We start from the raw sequence: 15,154 nt of genomic DNA, 5'->3' as shown, positions 1-15,154 counted from the left end.
TCCTCTTTTATTCATCAAACATGCTTCCGATCAAGCTACGGAAACGGTCTGTTAATTTCGGTTTATCTTGAGAACTTGCTTGGAATTCGTCTCTTGGAGCAAGGCCACTGTCAGGTGTGATTTCAGTTGCTGCAGTAGCTGGTTGCACTGGAGTTGATTGTATAGTTGGTGTCACACTTTGATTTGAAACACCAAAATTAATTGGTTTTTGGCGAAGGAATTCATCTCCTCTGACTGCCTTTTGAGCCAGAAGATTCACTTCTGTCAATTTACCTGCAAACTCAGACAAGCTGATTACATGTGCAAAAGCAGGGTTGCGAATTCCCACTTGATTTGGCACATAGAGTTTCACTCGAACACCAAACACTTCTTGCGCCAATTCGACAACTCCTGGCAAAATCGCATTTCCGCCGATCAGAACGATACCACCTGGTAGATCCAACAAGTGTCTTCTGTCTAACTCCTGTTTAATTTGATCAAAAATATGTTTGATACGTGCTGAGATAATTTCTGCCAAGTAACTTTCTGTCACTTCAACGGGTTCTACTTCACCAATGACTTCAACTTGGAAAGTCTCGTTACTTGCTAGTGGAACATAAGCTTCACCATAGTTGAGTTTCAAACTTTCTGCGATTTTTTGGGAAGTTTTTAAGACTTTGGAAATGTCTTTAGTGACATATTCTCCACCTTCTTGGTAGATATTTGTAAATTGCAATTCTTGATTGCGAATAGTTGCAACTGTAGTCTGTCCACCACCCATATCAATCACTGTCGCGCCAAACTCACGTTCCCCCTCATTGAGAACTGAATTTACAATCGCTAATGGTGAGATGATGACGTTGTCAACATGAATTCCCACACGCTCCACGGTTTTACGAAGGTTATGAAGAATGGTACGAGGTCCTGTGTAAAGTAAGCCACGCATTTCCAAACGCACCCCCATCATGCCACGAGGGTCACGAATACCTTGGAAGCCATCTACGATAAATTCTTCTGGAATGAAAGTAATCACTTCACGATCAGGCGTCATGCTCTTAGTCAAAGCTGATTTGACAACATTCTCTACGTCTTGATCTGTAATTTCTTTTGTATCTGATGTTACAGGAATCATTCCTTGAGTTGGTTCAACCTGCAAGAGATTTGCTGGTAAACCAACATTGACAGACTTGATTGAAATTCCTGCCTTCTCTTCTGCCTGGGAAATTGCGGATTTAATTGCTGAAGCAGCAGCCTCAATATCAACGATAATCCCGTCTTTGACACCTTTACTCTTGGCATTGCTAACGCCAATTACATTTACTTCACCATCTCTATGTTCGGCAACCAGCACTTTGATGGAGCTAGTTCCGATATCTAAGCCTGTAAAAAAACCATCTCTAGTCATTACATTGCGTCCTCTCTGTCTTCCAAGTTTCTCACTTCTATTTTCAATAACTGTGACGAGACACAGCTATTCACAAAATATTATAACACAAAAAATCCAATCGTGCTTAGTTTTTCATAAATTTCCTCTAGGTTTTTTGTAAAAGTCTTTTAAACAATTTTTCTCAGGAGCAATCATTATTTTTATATCCTTACAGCTATATTTTGCATATTTAATCAAAAAAAAGAGAAGGCCTTTTTAAGCTTTCTCTTGAATCATTTTTTCTGCTCTTTGTTGCAAAAAGACCTCTAGTACTTTTGCAGTCAAGCTGATAGCTGCTACCAACACACTGGACACGATGATGTAATTCGCCAATAGTCCGTGATTCCCCACTAATGGTGGTTTATTTAAAAACCCATAATCTCCACCTACAACCAAATTGACAACTCCTATCAAGGCATTTAGAGAAAATGTAATCACTGTCACATTTTTCAAATTGAGCAGGGAAGCTTCATAATTCTTAAACAAGTATAGGAGCGCATTCCCCAAAAGTGCCACGTGCCCGATGATAAAGGACAGGATGGTCACGTGCGGGAACGGATAAGGGTCAAAGAGTGGGTATGCCAGAGCAGCGGTTGCTCCAAAAGTTCCTAGAAGGGCAAAGTATTGCTTGTACTTGGAAGTCCCTGGAATCAAGAGCATAACAAACATGGCGATACGGCAATGATAGAAGGGCAAACTTTCTGATAGGGGCATTTGATTGCCCCAATACCAGCTATACAGAACAATCAGTTGAAGTGACTGAAGGATCTGAATGAAGCGCTGGTAAGCCACCTTGTCGCGGTAACGATAAGAAATATAGAAAGTAAGAGCCAGTAAACATAACAAACCAATATACCAGTGGAGTTCAAACTGGGGCGGTTCTGATATCTGTGTGGTAAATAATTGTTCCCACAAATTCATATTCTATTCCTCGTTCATCTAGCCAGAGTAGTAGAAAGCTCACTATTCTAGCTTTTAAAATTTTTTGAAAAAGCTTGACTCTATACCATGCATAGAATCCTTGCTGCTTAAATTCGCAACCTATTATATCATTTGTATCGCAGAAATGCATCTTACAAACACCCTTTTTTGATTTGCAGATTTCTCTAGCATAACCTAATCAATATATTGCTCTCTTTGTCCCTGATAAACCTGCCAAAGAATCTCCATCTGCTCCTTGGTGATGCGTTTTTCAGACAAGGCTGGCAGTTGGTCAATGGCAAAAAATTGAAGGTCAGCAATCTCTTGATTTTCTTGAAATCGTCCGTCAAGAAGCTTACATTCAAAGACAAACTTTGCATATTGTTTGCTCTGAAGTTGGAAACGATTGGTGTCAAAAACTGCAAGTAACCTTTCAACTTTAGCTGTAAAACCGGTTTCTTCTTTAATTTCTTTGAGAATATTTTCGGTTGGAGAGTAGCCGACTTCACCAAATCCACCTGGCAAAGCCCAACTTTCCTCTCCTTGTCCTCTGACTAGACATACTTTTTCATTCTCAACAATCCAAGCACGGACGTCCATCAGAGGAGTTGCGTAAGCGGAAGTTGGTCTCAGGAGCTCTGTTACTTCCTCTTGCTTTAGTTCTGTAGTTTCTCTCAAAATATCAGATAAGATCGCACGCAAATCCTCGTATCGCTCACAGTCAAAAGGATCTTTTGTGAAGGTTAATCCAGTATCCGTAATGGCTAGCATTCTTTGCAGATACTTGGTAAAATCACTTGCATTCATTTTCTAAACTTTCTACCAACTTGGCTAGATTCATGGAGTTAGAGCCTTTAAGCAAAATTTGGTCATTGGCACCGAGGCTTTCCTTGACTTGCTTGACAAGGTCTTCAAATTGGTCCTCATCAGCTGTTTTCTTGAAGTAGAAAACGTGACCGATTGGGAACATTTGACTAGCCAGCTGGCTTAATTCCGCAATATCTTCTCCGTAGAAAATAACGGTATCCAGCACATCTGGCGATAGGCTCAAAATCATCTGGTTATGGAGTTGGACAGACTGGTCTCCGAGTTCCTTCATGTCTGCCAAGACAGCGATTTTCTTGCCTCCTTCGTTGGCTGGGATGGCAGAGAATGTCTCCAAAATCAACTTCATAGCTGTTGGATTAGCATTGTATACGTCAGACAGAATATCTGCTCCATTGGCTGCTTTCTTCCACTCAGTACGATTGCGGGTCAATTCTAGGTTCTGAAAGGCCTGATGAATTTGCTCCTCTGACACTCCTTCTTGAAGAGCCACATAAGCAGCAATCATAGCATTGGTGGCATTGTACTTACCTGTCACTGGCAAATCGAGGGCTTGCTCCAAGAAATTGGCCTTAAAGGTCAGACTATTCTTGCGCTCAACCAAGTCTGTGATTTCCAGCTCTGCTCCTGGCCCAAAACGAACCACCTTTTTATCTGTAGGCAAGTAGTCCTCTACAATCGAGTCAGCTGGTGCCAGAAGCAAAGAACCTGAAGCCATACCATCTGCAATCTGCATTTTTCCTTTGGCAATCTCAGAACGGTCTTTGAAAAAGGCCAAATGAGCCTCTCCAACCAAGGTCACAATGGCTGTCTTAGGATGAGCCAATTCAGACAAGAGATGGATATCCCCCAAGTGATCCTGCCCCATTTCCAAGACCAATTTTTCAGTATCATCTGGCATATGAAGAACTGTGTAAGGAAGACCAATCTCGTTATTGTAATTGCCTTGAGTTTTGTAGGTCTTGTAGGTTGTTGACAGTAAATGCGCCAACATATCCTTGGTCGTTGTCTTACCATTTGAACCCGTAACGGCAAAGACATCAACTGCCGTTTTTTCAAGATAGTAGGCGGCGAGGGTTTGAAAGGCAGTCAAAACGTCGTCTACTAGAATGTAGGGATGATTTGCAACCTCTTTCTCAGACAAGGTTACTACTGCACCATTTTCAAAAGCTGTTTCGATAAAGTCATGACCGTCACGCGCTCCTTTAAGTGGCACAAACAAATCACCTGTCCCAATCAAACGACTGTCAAACTCAGCTTTTTCTAACTGAACGTCCGCAAAAAGACTAACATCATTTTTAGCTCCAACAGCTTGGGCAACTTCGTGGATTGTTAATTTCATTTCTACTCCTTTAAAAAGGGTTGAAGTCCAAGAACTCTAGTCACCATGCAGTGATAGTTCCGGCTTCTACCCTCTCTTTCATTTTATAGCAAATGCGCTTCGCGCTTGTCAAAACTTTGCTTAGCAAGGTCAACCAAGTGCTCGATTAGTTCTGGGTAGCTGATCCCCATATTGTCCCAAAGCAGTGGATACATAGACCACTGGGTGAAACCTGGCATGGTATTAAGCTCGTTTAGGAAAATCTCGCCCTTATCTGTATAGAAGAAATCACAACGAGACAGACCAAGTCCACCAATCGCACGGAAGGCTGTTTCAGCATTTTGACGCATGACAGCTACTACATCATCACTAATCTTGGCTGGGATGTCCATGGTAATCTTGTTATCGATATATTTGGCATCGTAGTCATAAAAGGCAACATCCTTGACCACTTCACCAGGAAGCGTGCTCTTCACATCGTAGTTGCCCAAGAGACCAACCTCGATTTCACGGGCATTCACCCCTTGCTCTACCAAGACACGGCTGTCATATTGGAAGGCAAGCTCCAAGGCTTGACGGAGTTCTTCTTGGTTTTCAGACTTAGAAATACCGACACTTGAACCCATATTTGACGGCTTCGTGAAGACTGGATAAGTCAGTTTTTCTTCAACTTCAGCTATTTTAGCAGTCACATCATCACCTTCGACGATAGCCACATAAGGTACTTGGGCAATCCCGGCAGACTCCAAGACACGCTTAGTCGTAATTTTATCCATGGCAAGGCTGGATGACAAGATGTTACAACCAACGTAAGGCATTTTCAAAACTTCCAAGAATCCTTGAACAGAGCCATCTTCTCCCATCGGACCATGAAGAACCGGAAAGACCACTGCGCCTTCTTCGTAGATGGCACTTGGCGCTATTTTCTTATCCCAATCAATAGTTTCATTGGTCATGAGACGGTCTTCTTGACCTGGGGTCTGGCTAAATTCCTGTGTTTTAATAAAGTCACCTGACTGGCTGATGAAGAAAGTCTTGACTGTGAAACGATCGTAGTTGACCGCACGCATAACACTTTCAGCTGAAAGGACAGAGACTTCACGCTCTGCACTACGCCCACCGTATAAAAGAATAATTGTTTGTTTCATATTGCTTGTCCTAATTCTAATAGAATACTCGTTCTTTAGTATATCATATTTGCTTCTTTTTTGAAACTTGAACATGATACTGGTCTTCAATAAATCTAAAAAGAGACCGATAAAACAACTATCGGTCTCCTTGATTTTTGTATAAATGAATTTGAGTTTCTTAATTGTCTACACTTACAACTCTGTCCGATTTTCAATGGCTCGTAAGAGTGTGACTTCGTCCGCATACTCGATATCTGCTCCCACGGCTAGACCTCGTGCTAGGCGAGTGACCTTGATACCAGCTGGCTTGAGAAGACGAGAGATATACATAGATGTCGCTTCTCCATCCGCTGTCGCATTGGTTGCCACAATCACCTCTGAAACCTCACTATCCATGAGACGGGTCATAAGACTCTTGAGATTGATATCGTCTGGACTGATGCCATTCATAGGAGAAATGAGGCCATGCAAGACATGATAGAGTCCGTGATATTCTTGGATATTTTCCATGGCAGCCACATCGCGACTATCTTCTAGCACTAAGATGGTTGTCTGGTCACGAGTTGGATCTGTACAGATAGAGCAAGGATCATCGTCAGTCAAGCGACCGCAAATGGAACAATAGGTCAATTCCCGCTTAGCAGACAGGAGGTTTTTGGCAAATTCATTGACATCGTCATCAGACATTCCAATAGTATAGAAGGCTAGGCGGGTAGCCGTTTTGATCCCGATACCCGGAAGCTTTGAATAGCTATCGATCAGCTTGGCAATAGGTGTTGGATACAGCATAAGTTCCTTTCTAATTCATTGGATGGTGTTGGTGATAAAGATTGATAATATCGCGTGCAATCGAAGGTCCGACACCATTTGTAAGATTAGTGTTATGAGGAAAGACAACTGCAACCGCGATTTGGGGATTTTCGGTTGGTGCATAGGCGACTGCGTTGGTATTATCGGCGTTTTGACCGCCATTAACGTAACTTTCGGCTGTACCTGTCTTCCCACTAATGGATACGGCTGCGCCATTTGAAAAGGCACGACCAGTTGTCAGAGCGCTCGTTCCATGAGAAACTTGATAGAAACCTTGTTGCAAGATAGCCATATCTGCTTCTGAGATATTAACCTTGTTCATTTCCTTGGTGGCTGTTTCTTGAACCAGACTTCCCAACCCACCTTGGTCATTGTTTCCATAAACCCCTTCAACGATATGGGGAGCCAGACGCACACCATTGTTTGCAATGGTTGCAACATACTGAGCTAACTGCATCGGAGTATAGTTATCAAACTGACCAAAAGCATTATTTAGATAGTTGGCCAAATCAAATTCTTTTGGTATAAATCCTGTTGATTCATCTGGAAGATCAATTCCCGTTGAAGCCCCGAGTCCGTATTCTCCAAAGGTTGATCGCAATTTGCCCATTGCTGTCTCCAGTTGGCTCGTTGCTACCATCATATTGGGTTTATAGGTCTGTCCCATAATTCCCAAAGCTGTTTGCACCATGTAAGTATTGGATGAGTATTCCAAAGCCTCAACAGCTGTAATAGGGAAGGAGCCATAGGATAAGGTATACCATGAATTGATAGGGGCCGAACCTTGGAAAACAATCGGCTGGTCTGTCAAGGTTTGATTGCCTGACAAAACTCCATTTTCCCAGCCAGAGCTGATGGTTGCTGCCTTAACGACAGATCCTGGCACAAAGACATTGGTTATCGTTCCAAGCGAATCTGAACTTAATTTACCAGATTCGACATCATGCTTGACACCTGACATCGCCAAAACTGCTCCGGTTTTAGGATTAAGAGCTACAGCGTAGACTCCTTCAGAATATTTGGCTCCACCGTTACCCAACTCGGAGTTAAAGTAGCTCTTGAGTAGATCATCCACACCATTCTGGAAAGCGAGGTCAATCGTTAATTTGATGTTGTTTCCTTTGCTTCCTTCCTCGACATTTTCCACACTTTCCATGTTTCCATGTTTGTCGAGATGCACTTCTTTGACAGAGCGTTTGCCTTGGAGGACATCTTCATATTGCTTTTCAAGATAAGAAGTTCCCACTCGGTCATTGAGAGAGTAGCCTTTCTTGAGATAAGCGTCAACTTCCTCAGCTGGAAGACCTGACTTTTCACTTGAAACGCTACCGACGATAGACGATAGAGAAGTGTCCAGTACTTTTCGGTCCCATGAGGTTGAAATGCTAATGCCCGGTAATTCCTTGGATGCAGAAGCCACAAGAGCAACCTGAGTATCATCTAAAGCATCTGTTGAAATGGTGCCCGTTGCAAAATTTTCAACAGCATTGAGTTGACTAAAGAGATAGATTTCTTTTTTCTGGTCATCTGTATAATTGAGTTGACTCACGTCTATGCTTTCAATCGCATTATTGTAGAGCGTCGCTTCCGATAAACGGTTCCCATCTGAATCCAGACGTTTATCGCTTGGCAAGGATTCGACTGTTTTTTTGTAAATATCCTGGTCCGCCAGGTAATAGTCTGCAATCTGTCGATCAGTCAGATCAGGGGAGGTTACATTTACATAAGTCAGCAGTTTTTTAGCCGTCTCCTTCAACTCTGCCGCCGTCATCTTATTGTTTCGTGTGAAAGAAACAACTTGCTTGAGTGTGTTTTCTACCAAGGGTTTACCTGTTGCATCATAAATCTGCCCTCGAGCTGAACTGGTTGTCACCCTAGTCTGGCTGGCTGATGCCAACTTTGCTTCATAGAAATCTTTATTCAGTACCTGCATGTATAACAATCGACCGATAATGGTCATAAACAGTAGGATAACAATGGCAAACAGTAAATTAAGCCGAATCGGAATCGAATGGCTATTGAATTTTCTCATACAACTAAGACTCTTTTCTAGAAAAATTCCCGATTTTCACCTTCATTTTCAGCTAAAATAATAGAGCAAACGGGTGAAGCTCGGTACTTTTCATTGTACCATATTTTACGGAGAAACTCTTGGAAAAGTCGAAGCATTTTTTGACTTTTAACTGAAAATGCCTTTTTATTTGGTTATCCTAACTTCTATGATATAATGATGTTAATAAGCTGGCAATCGTCAACTTTTAAGAGTTTGACTTATGAAAAGGAGCTCCATGAAAAAGCAGGATATCGCAACTATTATTGATCTTCATTTTGAAGAATTAACAGAGTTAGAGCAGGAAATCGCTCGTTATTTCTTGCAGGTAGATACGATTGTGGATGATCTATCATCGCAACAGGTTACTCAAAAACTGCATGTTTCCCAAGCTGCCCTTACCCGTTTTGCAAAAAAATGTGGCTTTACTGGCTATCGAGAATTTGTTTTTCAATACCAGCACCAGGCTAGTAAACCGGACACTCATTCGCACAAACACAGTCCTTTGACCAAACGTGTTTTACGAAGCTACAGCAACTTACGGGAACAAACACAGGATTTAATTGACGAAGAACAACTGGAACGAGTTGCCCAATTAATCGATGACGCTGAACGAGTTTACTTTTTTGGGACGGGAAGTTCTGGTCTGATTGCTCGTGAGATGAAGCTCCGTTTTATGCGATTAGGTGTGGTCTGTGAAGCTTTGACCGATCAGGATGGCTTTGCATGGACGACCAGTATCATGGATGAAAATTGTTTGGTGCTTGGCTTTTCCCTATCTGGCACTACCCAATCCGTCCTCGATAGTTTGTTGGATGCCAAGGAAATGGGGGCTAAGACCATTCTCTTTACCAGCGCTCCAAACAAAAATAGTCAGGCTTATACCGAAACAGTCCTCGTCGCAAATCATAGCCAATCTTCTTACATCCAGCGTATTTCCGCTCAGCTCCCTATGCTCATTTTAATAGATTTGATTTATGCCTACTTTTTGGAAATCAATCGAGATAGCAAGGAAAAAATCTTTAACAGCTATTGGGAAAATAAAAAACTCAACGGCTATCGTAGACAAAAACGCGTTAGAAAATCCTAGTTTGGTTGGACCAAACTAGGATTGTTTTGTTTTGAAATGGTAATTGGCTCATAGGTGGTCTTTCCAATCTTTCTCTTTGTGCTAATGCCTTGTTTATCTGTATTTTCAGTTCTTCCATAAATTCTCCTTATCGTTTTTGAATGTTTGACAACAAAAAAAGGAAGTATCGACTATTTGCTTTTACTTCCTTTCTTTAATTTTATTTAATTGTTTTGCTTCGACAAACTGGGATTTAGATTTTAACCCTTACAGAAAATAAAACGGGCTATTCTCCTGAAATGTGTTCTATAAGATTATAGTTTAATGCAAAGTGTAGCTATGTAGTCATTTCCATAAGGTGATAATCGATGTCTTTTGTCACAAGATTCATAAAAATCGATCATAGCGAGACCGTTTTTTAGTTGTCCTCTAATCTGAGTTTCTAAGGTATGGCTAAATTCATATCCATATTCTGGATTGATGGTGATTTCGCCTTCCTCTTCAAGCTCTCTTGAATTAAAAGGTAGTGAAAACTTTAACAGTAATTCCTCATCGGGTTTGTCCCATACAGTGTCAGCATCATACATGTAGATCCAAGGATTCATAAATCCGACCATTAAGAGACCACCCTTTTTCAATACGCGAGAGGCTTCTTTATACATGTTTTCTAAATCTTCTATATATACATTTGAAACTGGATTAAAAATAATATCAAAAGTTTCATTTTCAAATGGAAATGGTTTTGTCATATCGCCTTGAACGGTATTGATTTTTAAGCCTTCTCTTTTGGCAACCAACTCATCTCTTTCTAATTGTGATGTAGAAAAATCCATGATGGTGACATCATAACCTTTTGCAGCAAAAACGGGACCCTGCTGACCACCACCACAAGCTAAACCTAATATCTTTTTTCCCTTGGCTTTTTCAAACCATTCTATCGGAACTTTTTTCCCAACAGTTAAGGCAACAGAAATTGGATGTTTTCTAGCTTCTTCTAATTCTTCATGTGTCAACGGCTCAGTGTAGTCATTTTTTACATTATTCCATCTATCTTCATTTAATTTTATATAATTGTTCATCTTATCATCTCCTCGTAATTTTATCTGATTTCGATTTCAGGGTGAATAGGTTGCCAATACATTTTTTCACCTCTACAAATTCTAATTTGTCAATTTTTCGTCAATCTCATTATATCATTTTTTCTTCTTGGCTTAGCTTTAGTATTTAGAGAGCTTGCGCCGTCTTCTAAGATTATCTTAAAGGATATCTCCTCTCATATATTCTTCTACGGTAGGAACTCTGCTCCTATCGTTCGTTTTTCTAATTCTTCATTGGTTTTATCATACCAATGAAGCAAGGTCGCATAATGGTCTTGATAGGTATCTCCGCTACTTTTCATATACCTTGACAGTTTTTCTATCATCAAAAAAAGAATTAAGCAAAACAGTTTTCACTCAAGTAGTGATTAAAAGTTCTTCTTAATTCTATAATTCCAAACTAGGATTGTTTTGTTTTGAAATGGTAATATGCACCGAGCATCCCTGCTGTATTTTGGTGATGGGCAAATTCTAATCGTGTTTTTTCGGTTAAGCTTGGCACCAAGGCCGCCTTCAAGGCTGTGCGGATCTTCGGTTTGAGAATAGCCTCTTGCCCCATGATGCCGCCACCAAGAATGACTACTTCTGGATTGGCAACGTAGCAAATATTTGCCAGACCTTTTCCTAGATAGTCTACCATGCGGTCAATACCAGCCATGCAGATTTTATTTCCTTCAGTAGCTTCCTTGAAAATGCGTCGGCCATTCCACTGGTCAACTGGATCTCCGTGAGCTGCTGCTACATATTCTACCAAGGCTGTCGTAGAAGCGAGATCTTGGAAAGCTCCATCCTGCATATGCATATAACCGACTTCGCAAGCTGAGTTGCTAAATCCATGGAAGACTTTCCCGTCCATAATCAAGCAACCACCGATACCTGTTCCAATGGTCAAGCAAAGAGTGACACTCGCTCCCTTACCTGAACCAGAAACTGCTTCAGCAAGACCTGCACAGTTGACGTCATTTTCAATTTCACAAGGAATCGAAAAGTTCGTCTCGATTTCCTTCTTGAACTGGGTTCCTGCATAGTTAGGGATTTGAGGACCAGCGTAGAAAATCTCACCCTTATCTGGATCCACCATCCCAGCAGAAGAAATGGCAACACCTGCTACTGGGCCCTTTTCTAAATAGCTGGCTACGATATCTTTTGTCTTTTGTAAGATATGAGGTCCACCCTTATGCGCCTCAGTTGGCATTTCATGCGATTCAACAAGTTGGCCTTCTTGGTCAATCAAACCATATTTGATATTGGTTCCACCGATATCAATTGCAACGTAGTGTGTCATAAATACCTCCTTATGGATTAGAGGAAGCGCTCCTTGGTTTCACGAATCAAGGCTGCAGCTGCTTCTACAACTGGTCGATCTTCTTCTGTCACTGGCGTCAATGGTGAACGAACTGATCCAATATTCAAGCCTTCATTGATCTTCAAGACTTCTTTGATAACACCGTACATATTTCCATGTGCAGAAGTGAGCTTGCCAATGATTACGTTGATAGCGTATTGCAATTCACGCGCTGTTTCCAAATCTTTCTCAGCAATCAACTGATTGAGTTTCAAGAAGAGTTCTGGCATCGCACCATAAGTACCACCGATACCAGCTTTAGCACCCATGAGGCGACCACCTAGGAACTGTTCATCTGGACCATTGAATACGATGTGGTCTTCTCCACCAAGGCTGACAAAGGTTTGGATATCTTGAACTGGCATAGAAGAGTTCTTAACACCGATAACACGAGGATTCTTCAACATTTCAGTATAAAGACTTGGAGTCAAAGCAACACCTGCTAACTGAGGAATGTTGTAAATAACATAGTCTGTGTTTGGAGCTGCAGCACTGATATCGTTCCAGTATTTGGCAACTGAGTATTCTGGCAAGCGGAAGTAAATCGGTGGAATCGTTGCAATGGCATCTACACCCAAGCTTTCCGCATGGCGAGCAAGCTCCATACTATCTTTGGTATTGTTGCAAGCTACGTGAGCGATGATGGTCAATTTTCCTTTGGCAACTGCCATGACTTCTTCCAAAATCAACTTGCGGTCTTCCACACTTTGATAGATACATTCACCAGAAGAACCATTGACATAGAGACCTTGAACTCCCTTATCAATGAAGTATTGAACCAAGGCACGCGTACGCTCTGGACTTACTTCTCCTTGATCATCATAACATGCGTAGAAGGCTGGAATGACACCTTCGTATTTTTTCAAATCTGACATAGATTTTCTCCTAAGATTTCTTTTTTCTGCTGAGAGCAGTTCTATTCTTTACAAGTTTAGTATACACCTTGTGAAAATCGCTTTCAATATCTTGTATACACTTAGATTTTAGTTTCTACTTGTATTTTAGAAACTGTAACGATTGAAAGTAGTTTCAGAAACAAGCCATCCTACTGATATTTGGCAAAAATTTTCTCCATCAAACCTGCTTGGAGAAAGACTAGCAAACCAAAACCAAAGAGGATAAAGGCTGACCCACCCAAAAGGAGAGTAAAAGCGGATAGATAAAGAACCATCACTATAAGAAAGAGAATGGCTAACATGAGGAAGAACCATGGAAAGTTAAAACTTGCTAAGATAAGCCCTTTTTGTAGCACTTCTTTCCAAGACAAATCATAGCGCGCAGCGATGGGATAGCTAGCCAGCATCACGAGAGTGAGGAAGATGAGAATCCCCAAACAAATAGCTTTCACAATCTGGAAAGGCAAAGCTGCCTGGCCCCAGAAGAGATAAAGGTCTAAAAGACTCAGCAGAACAATGCCTAACTCCAGCAAACCTAACTGAAGCCCCAATTTCAGATTTTGCTTGAAAGCTCTCAGATAAGTTCTAAAGACTGGTACCCGTCTGCTTCTCTTAATCTCAAACATGGTCTCATAGAGGCTGATTTTCGCCACTCCAATCGTCACGATGGGCAAACAAGAGACGACAAAAAGCAGATTGGCTGTGACGATATCCAAAACCTTCTCACTGAAACGCATGAGAAAATTATCTGTATCAAATGCTGCCTTGATAAGGCTTACTCCTTTTTGTGCCATGTTTGCTCCTCCTGATTCTTTTAATCAATCAAAATTTTAAAGAGATACTTGTGAACTTTTTCTTCCATACCTGCGTAGCCATTTGGCTGGTGTGGTTCTCCTGGGAAGAAAATCGCAAAATTGTGATAGCCCAACAAGAGTGGGTATTTTTCATGACAATGGACAAAGCCAATGTCGCTCGCTTTGTCGAATGCTACTGCCTCGTCTTTGATACGTGAACCGTAGCTCGAATATTCATGACCTTCTACCAGCAAATGCAAGTCTGCATAGTTCTTATGATGCTCAAATTGATCATTTTCAGCTTGATTGAGGACATTTTCCTGAACAACTAGAAAGACCTTGTCCCCGTCAATCTCATACTTACCGAGTTCGAAAGAATCCTTACGGTGCTGATATAGATAATCGATAGCCTTGTCTAGATTGGGATGGATTCCCTTGTAAAAGGCGATGTTTTTCAAATCGTCAAAAATCATACTGTTTCCTTCGTTTCTGATAGTTAACTAAAATCATAAATTAAGTTGATAAGTGTCTGACAAAACTTCACGAAGTAACTGCATACTCTCCATTTTGTAGACACTTATAACTCTCTATTTCCATAGCATGTCAAGACCATTTCCGTAATCTTGATACACTAGTTTATTTTTCTTATCCCTTAACAGCTCCCATAGTGATACCCTGAGTGAAGGATTTTTGGAAGACAAGGAAGACGGTTACGATTGGCACGGCTGCTAAAGCTGCACCCGCCATGATTAAACCATAGTTGGTCGCCATTTCGGCCTGCATGGTCGCAACCCCGAGTGAGATGGTTAAGTTTTGACGTGAAGTCAACATAACCAACTGCATGAAGTAGTCGTTCCAAGTATTGATGAAGGTAAAGATTGCAAGGGCTGCAAATCCTGGCTTCACAATAGGGAAGGCTACGCTCCAGAAAGTACGAATTTCACCACAACCGTCGATTTTAGCTGATTCAAGCAATTCTGTTGGGATGTTTTCGCTGAACTGTTTCATGAGGAAAACCCCAAATGGCCATCCAATCAAAGGCAAGATAACTGCCCAAAGAGTATCGTGAATTCCCATGAAGTTGACGATACGTACGAGTGGTACAAGGACAACTTGTTTTGGAAGTGCCATGGCAGCGATAAAGACTGCAAAGAGGATGCGTTGACCATAGAAACGTTTTTTAGCCAAGACATAACCTGCTAGAGAAGAGGTAGCACACACTAGGAACATGGTTACCAGTGAGATAAATACAGAGTTCCACATCCACTGCATAGCAGGGTTTTGCACCATGAGTTGTTGGAAGTTCTCCATGGTTGGCATTTTAGGGAACCACTGTGGTGGAATCATAATGGTATCTGGTTGTGATTTGAAGGCCCCTGTCAAAATCCAGTAGAATGGAAAGATGAACAGCACGGTCAACAAGAGCAAGATAATCGTTGAAATAACAGTGAAAGCTGTTAAAGGTTTCTTTTGTGTAGGTTGCATAGCTGT

Annotated in this window: 15 protein-coding genes; 1 reads left to right on the top strand and 14 read right to left on the bottom strand. The window is 41.4% G+C overall.

The features are described 5' to 3' along the window. Positions 1-7 precede the first annotated feature (7 nt). The 7 genes from ftsA to pbp2b form a co-directional block, all read right to left on the bottom strand. Entirely contained in the window at positions 8-1,384 is a 1,377-nt protein-coding gene (gene ftsA / locus GOM48_RS02925; protein ID WP_235098267.1) for a cell division protein FtsA, read from the bottom strand. Positions 1,385-1,621: 237 nt separating this feature from the next. After that, positions 1,622-2,326 (bottom strand): TIGR02206 family membrane protein, encoded by a 705-nt coding sequence (locus tag GOM48_RS02920; RefSeq protein WP_235098265.1) that lies wholly within the window; start codon positions 2,324-2,326, stop codon positions 1,622-1,624. Positions 2,327-2,521: 195 nt separating this feature from the next. Continuing rightward, positions 2,522-3,133, bottom strand: coding sequence for an NUDIX hydrolase (locus GOM48_RS02915; RefSeq protein WP_235098262.1), 612 nt, complete (start codon positions 3,131-3,133; stop codon positions 2,522-2,524). Then, positions 3,120-4,493: a UDP-N-acetylmuramoyl-tripeptide--D-alanyl-D-alanine ligase gene (locus GOM48_RS02910; RefSeq protein ID WP_235098260.1), complete on the bottom strand. Its 1,374-nt coding sequence runs from the start codon at positions 4,491-4,493 to the stop codon at positions 3,120-3,122. Before GOM48_RS02910 ends, GOM48_RS02915 begins: the two co-directional genes overlap by 14 nt. Before the next feature lie 83 nt (positions 4,494-4,576). Then, entirely contained in the window at positions 4,577-5,620 is a 1,044-nt protein-coding gene (locus GOM48_RS02905) for a D-alanine--D-alanine ligase (RefSeq protein ID WP_235098258.1), read from the bottom strand. 174 nt (positions 5,621-5,794) lie between these two features. Beyond that, positions 5,795-6,391, bottom strand: a complete 597-nt coding sequence (gene recR / locus GOM48_RS02900) for a recombination mediator RecR (protein WP_084945873.1) — start codon at positions 6,389-6,391, stop codon at positions 5,795-5,797. A gap of 10 nt (positions 6,392-6,401) precedes the next feature. Further along, positions 6,402-8,444 (bottom strand): penicillin-binding protein PBP2B, encoded by a 2,043-nt coding sequence (gene pbp2b / locus GOM48_RS02895; RefSeq protein ID WP_235098257.1) that lies wholly within the window; start codon positions 8,442-8,444, stop codon positions 6,402-6,404. Between the two features lie 256 nt (positions 8,445-8,700). Here pbp2b and GOM48_RS02890 point away from each other — a divergent pair, with 256 nt between their 5' ends. Further along, positions 8,701-9,552, top strand: a complete 852-nt coding sequence (locus GOM48_RS02890) for a MurR/RpiR family transcriptional regulator (protein WP_235098255.1) — start codon at positions 8,701-8,703, stop codon at positions 9,550-9,552. On the opposite strand, the gene GOM48_RS09750 is transcribed toward GOM48_RS02890, so the two are convergent. The 7 genes from GOM48_RS09750 to GOM48_RS02860 form a co-directional block, all read right to left on the bottom strand. Then, positions 9,539-9,670 carry a hypothetical protein gene (locus GOM48_RS09750; RefSeq protein ID WP_265324768.1) on the bottom strand — a complete coding sequence of 44 codons (132 nt, stop codon included), beginning with the start codon at positions 9,668-9,670 and terminating at the stop codon, positions 9,539-9,541. The two genes, GOM48_RS02890 and GOM48_RS09750, sit on opposite strands and share 14 nt — an antisense overlap. A 175-nt stretch (positions 9,671-9,845) precedes the next feature. Then, positions 9,846-10,610 carry a class I SAM-dependent methyltransferase gene (locus tag GOM48_RS02885; RefSeq protein ID WP_235098253.1) on the bottom strand — a complete coding sequence of 255 codons (765 nt, stop codon included), beginning with the start codon at positions 10,608-10,610 and terminating at the stop codon, positions 9,846-9,848. Positions 10,611-11,028: 418 nt separating this feature from the next. Then, the gene (locus GOM48_RS02880; RefSeq protein ID WP_235098251.1) at positions 11,029-11,913 is read right to left on the bottom strand and encodes an ROK family protein; all 885 of its coding nucleotides are present in this window, start codon (positions 11,911-11,913) and stop codon (positions 11,029-11,031) included. Between the two features lie 17 nt (positions 11,914-11,930). Further along, the gene (locus GOM48_RS02875) at positions 11,931-12,848 is read right to left on the bottom strand and encodes a dihydrodipicolinate synthase family protein (protein WP_235098249.1); all 918 of its coding nucleotides are present in this window, start codon (positions 12,846-12,848) and stop codon (positions 11,931-11,933) included. A 170-nt stretch (positions 12,849-13,018) separates the two neighbouring features. Beyond that, positions 13,019-13,663: a YesL family protein gene (locus tag GOM48_RS02870; RefSeq protein WP_235098246.1), complete on the bottom strand. Its 645-nt coding sequence runs from the start codon at positions 13,661-13,663 to the stop codon at positions 13,019-13,021. Between the two features lie 20 nt (positions 13,664-13,683). Continuing rightward, the gene (locus GOM48_RS02865) at positions 13,684-14,136 is read right to left on the bottom strand and encodes a YhcH/YjgK/YiaL family protein (RefSeq protein ID WP_235098245.1); all 453 of its coding nucleotides are present in this window, start codon (positions 14,134-14,136) and stop codon (positions 13,684-13,686) included. 172 nt (positions 14,137-14,308) lie between these two features. Further along, positions 14,309-15,148, bottom strand: a complete 840-nt coding sequence (locus tag GOM48_RS02860) for a carbohydrate ABC transporter permease (RefSeq protein WP_001183243.1) — start codon at positions 15,146-15,148, stop codon at positions 14,309-14,311. Positions 15,149-15,154 lie beyond the last annotated feature (6 nt).

It is taken from the genome of Streptococcus oralis (assembly GCF_021497885.1).
Classification (GTDB): Bacteria; Bacillota; Bacilli; order Lactobacillales; family Streptococcaceae; genus Streptococcus; species Streptococcus oralis_BQ.
Note: the sequence above shows the minus strand (reverse complement) of the source record. Positions and strands in the feature narration are given on the sequence as shown.

What these genes read in the sequence shown, in the direction of transcription:
- GOM48_RS02880 (WP_235098251.1), bottom strand. Translation starts at nt 11,913, where the DNA reads ATGACACACTACGTTGCAATTGATATCGGTGGAACCAATATCAAATAT.
- GOM48_RS02890 (WP_235098255.1), top strand. Translation starts at nt 8,701, where the DNA reads ATGAAAAAGCAGGATATCGCAACTATTATTGATCTTCATTTTGAAGAA.
- ftsA (WP_235098267.1), bottom strand. Translation starts at nt 1,384, where the DNA reads ATGACTAGAGATGGTTTTTTTACAGGCTTAGATATCGGAACTAGCTCC.
- GOM48_RS02885 (WP_235098253.1), bottom strand. Translation starts at nt 10,610, where the DNA reads ATGAACAATTATATAAAATTAAATGAAGATAGATGGAATAATGTAAAA.
- GOM48_RS02920 (WP_235098265.1), bottom strand. Translation starts at nt 2,326, where the DNA reads ATGAATTTGTGGGAACAATTATTTACCACACAGATATCAGAACCGCCC.
- GOM48_RS02860 (WP_001183243.1), bottom strand. Translation starts at nt 15,148, where the DNA reads ATGCAACCTACACAAAAGAAACCTTTAACAGCTTTCACTGTTATTTCA.
- GOM48_RS02870 (WP_235098246.1), bottom strand. Translation starts at nt 13,663, where the DNA reads ATGGCACAAAAAGGAGTAAGCCTTATCAAGGCAGCATTTGATACAGAT.
- GOM48_RS09750 (WP_265324768.1), bottom strand. Translation starts at nt 9,670, where the DNA reads ATGGAAGAACTGAAAATACAGATAAACAAGGCATTAGCACAAAGAGAA.
- GOM48_RS02875 (WP_235098249.1), bottom strand. Translation starts at nt 12,848, where the DNA reads ATGTCAGATTTGAAAAAATACGAAGGTGTCATTCCAGCCTTCTACGCA.
- recR (WP_084945873.1), bottom strand. Translation starts at nt 6,391, where the DNA reads ATGCTGTATCCAACACCTATTGCCAAGCTGATCGATAGCTATTCAAAG.
- GOM48_RS02915 (WP_235098262.1), bottom strand. Translation starts at nt 3,133, where the DNA reads ATGAATGCAAGTGATTTTACCAAGTATCTGCAAAGAATGCTAGCCATT.
- GOM48_RS02865 (WP_235098245.1), bottom strand. Translation starts at nt 14,136, where the DNA reads ATGATTTTTGACGATTTGAAAAACATCGCCTTTTACAAGGGAATCCAT.
- GOM48_RS02910 (WP_235098260.1), bottom strand. Translation starts at nt 4,493, where the DNA reads ATGAAATTAACAATCCACGAAGTTGCCCAAGCTGTTGGAGCTAAAAAT.
- GOM48_RS02905 (WP_235098258.1), bottom strand. Translation starts at nt 5,620, where the DNA reads ATGAAACAAACAATTATTCTTTTATACGGTGGGCGTAGTGCAGAGCGT.
- pbp2b (WP_235098257.1), bottom strand. Translation starts at nt 8,444, where the DNA reads ATGAGAAAATTCAATAGCCATTCGATTCCGATTCGGCTTAATTTACTG.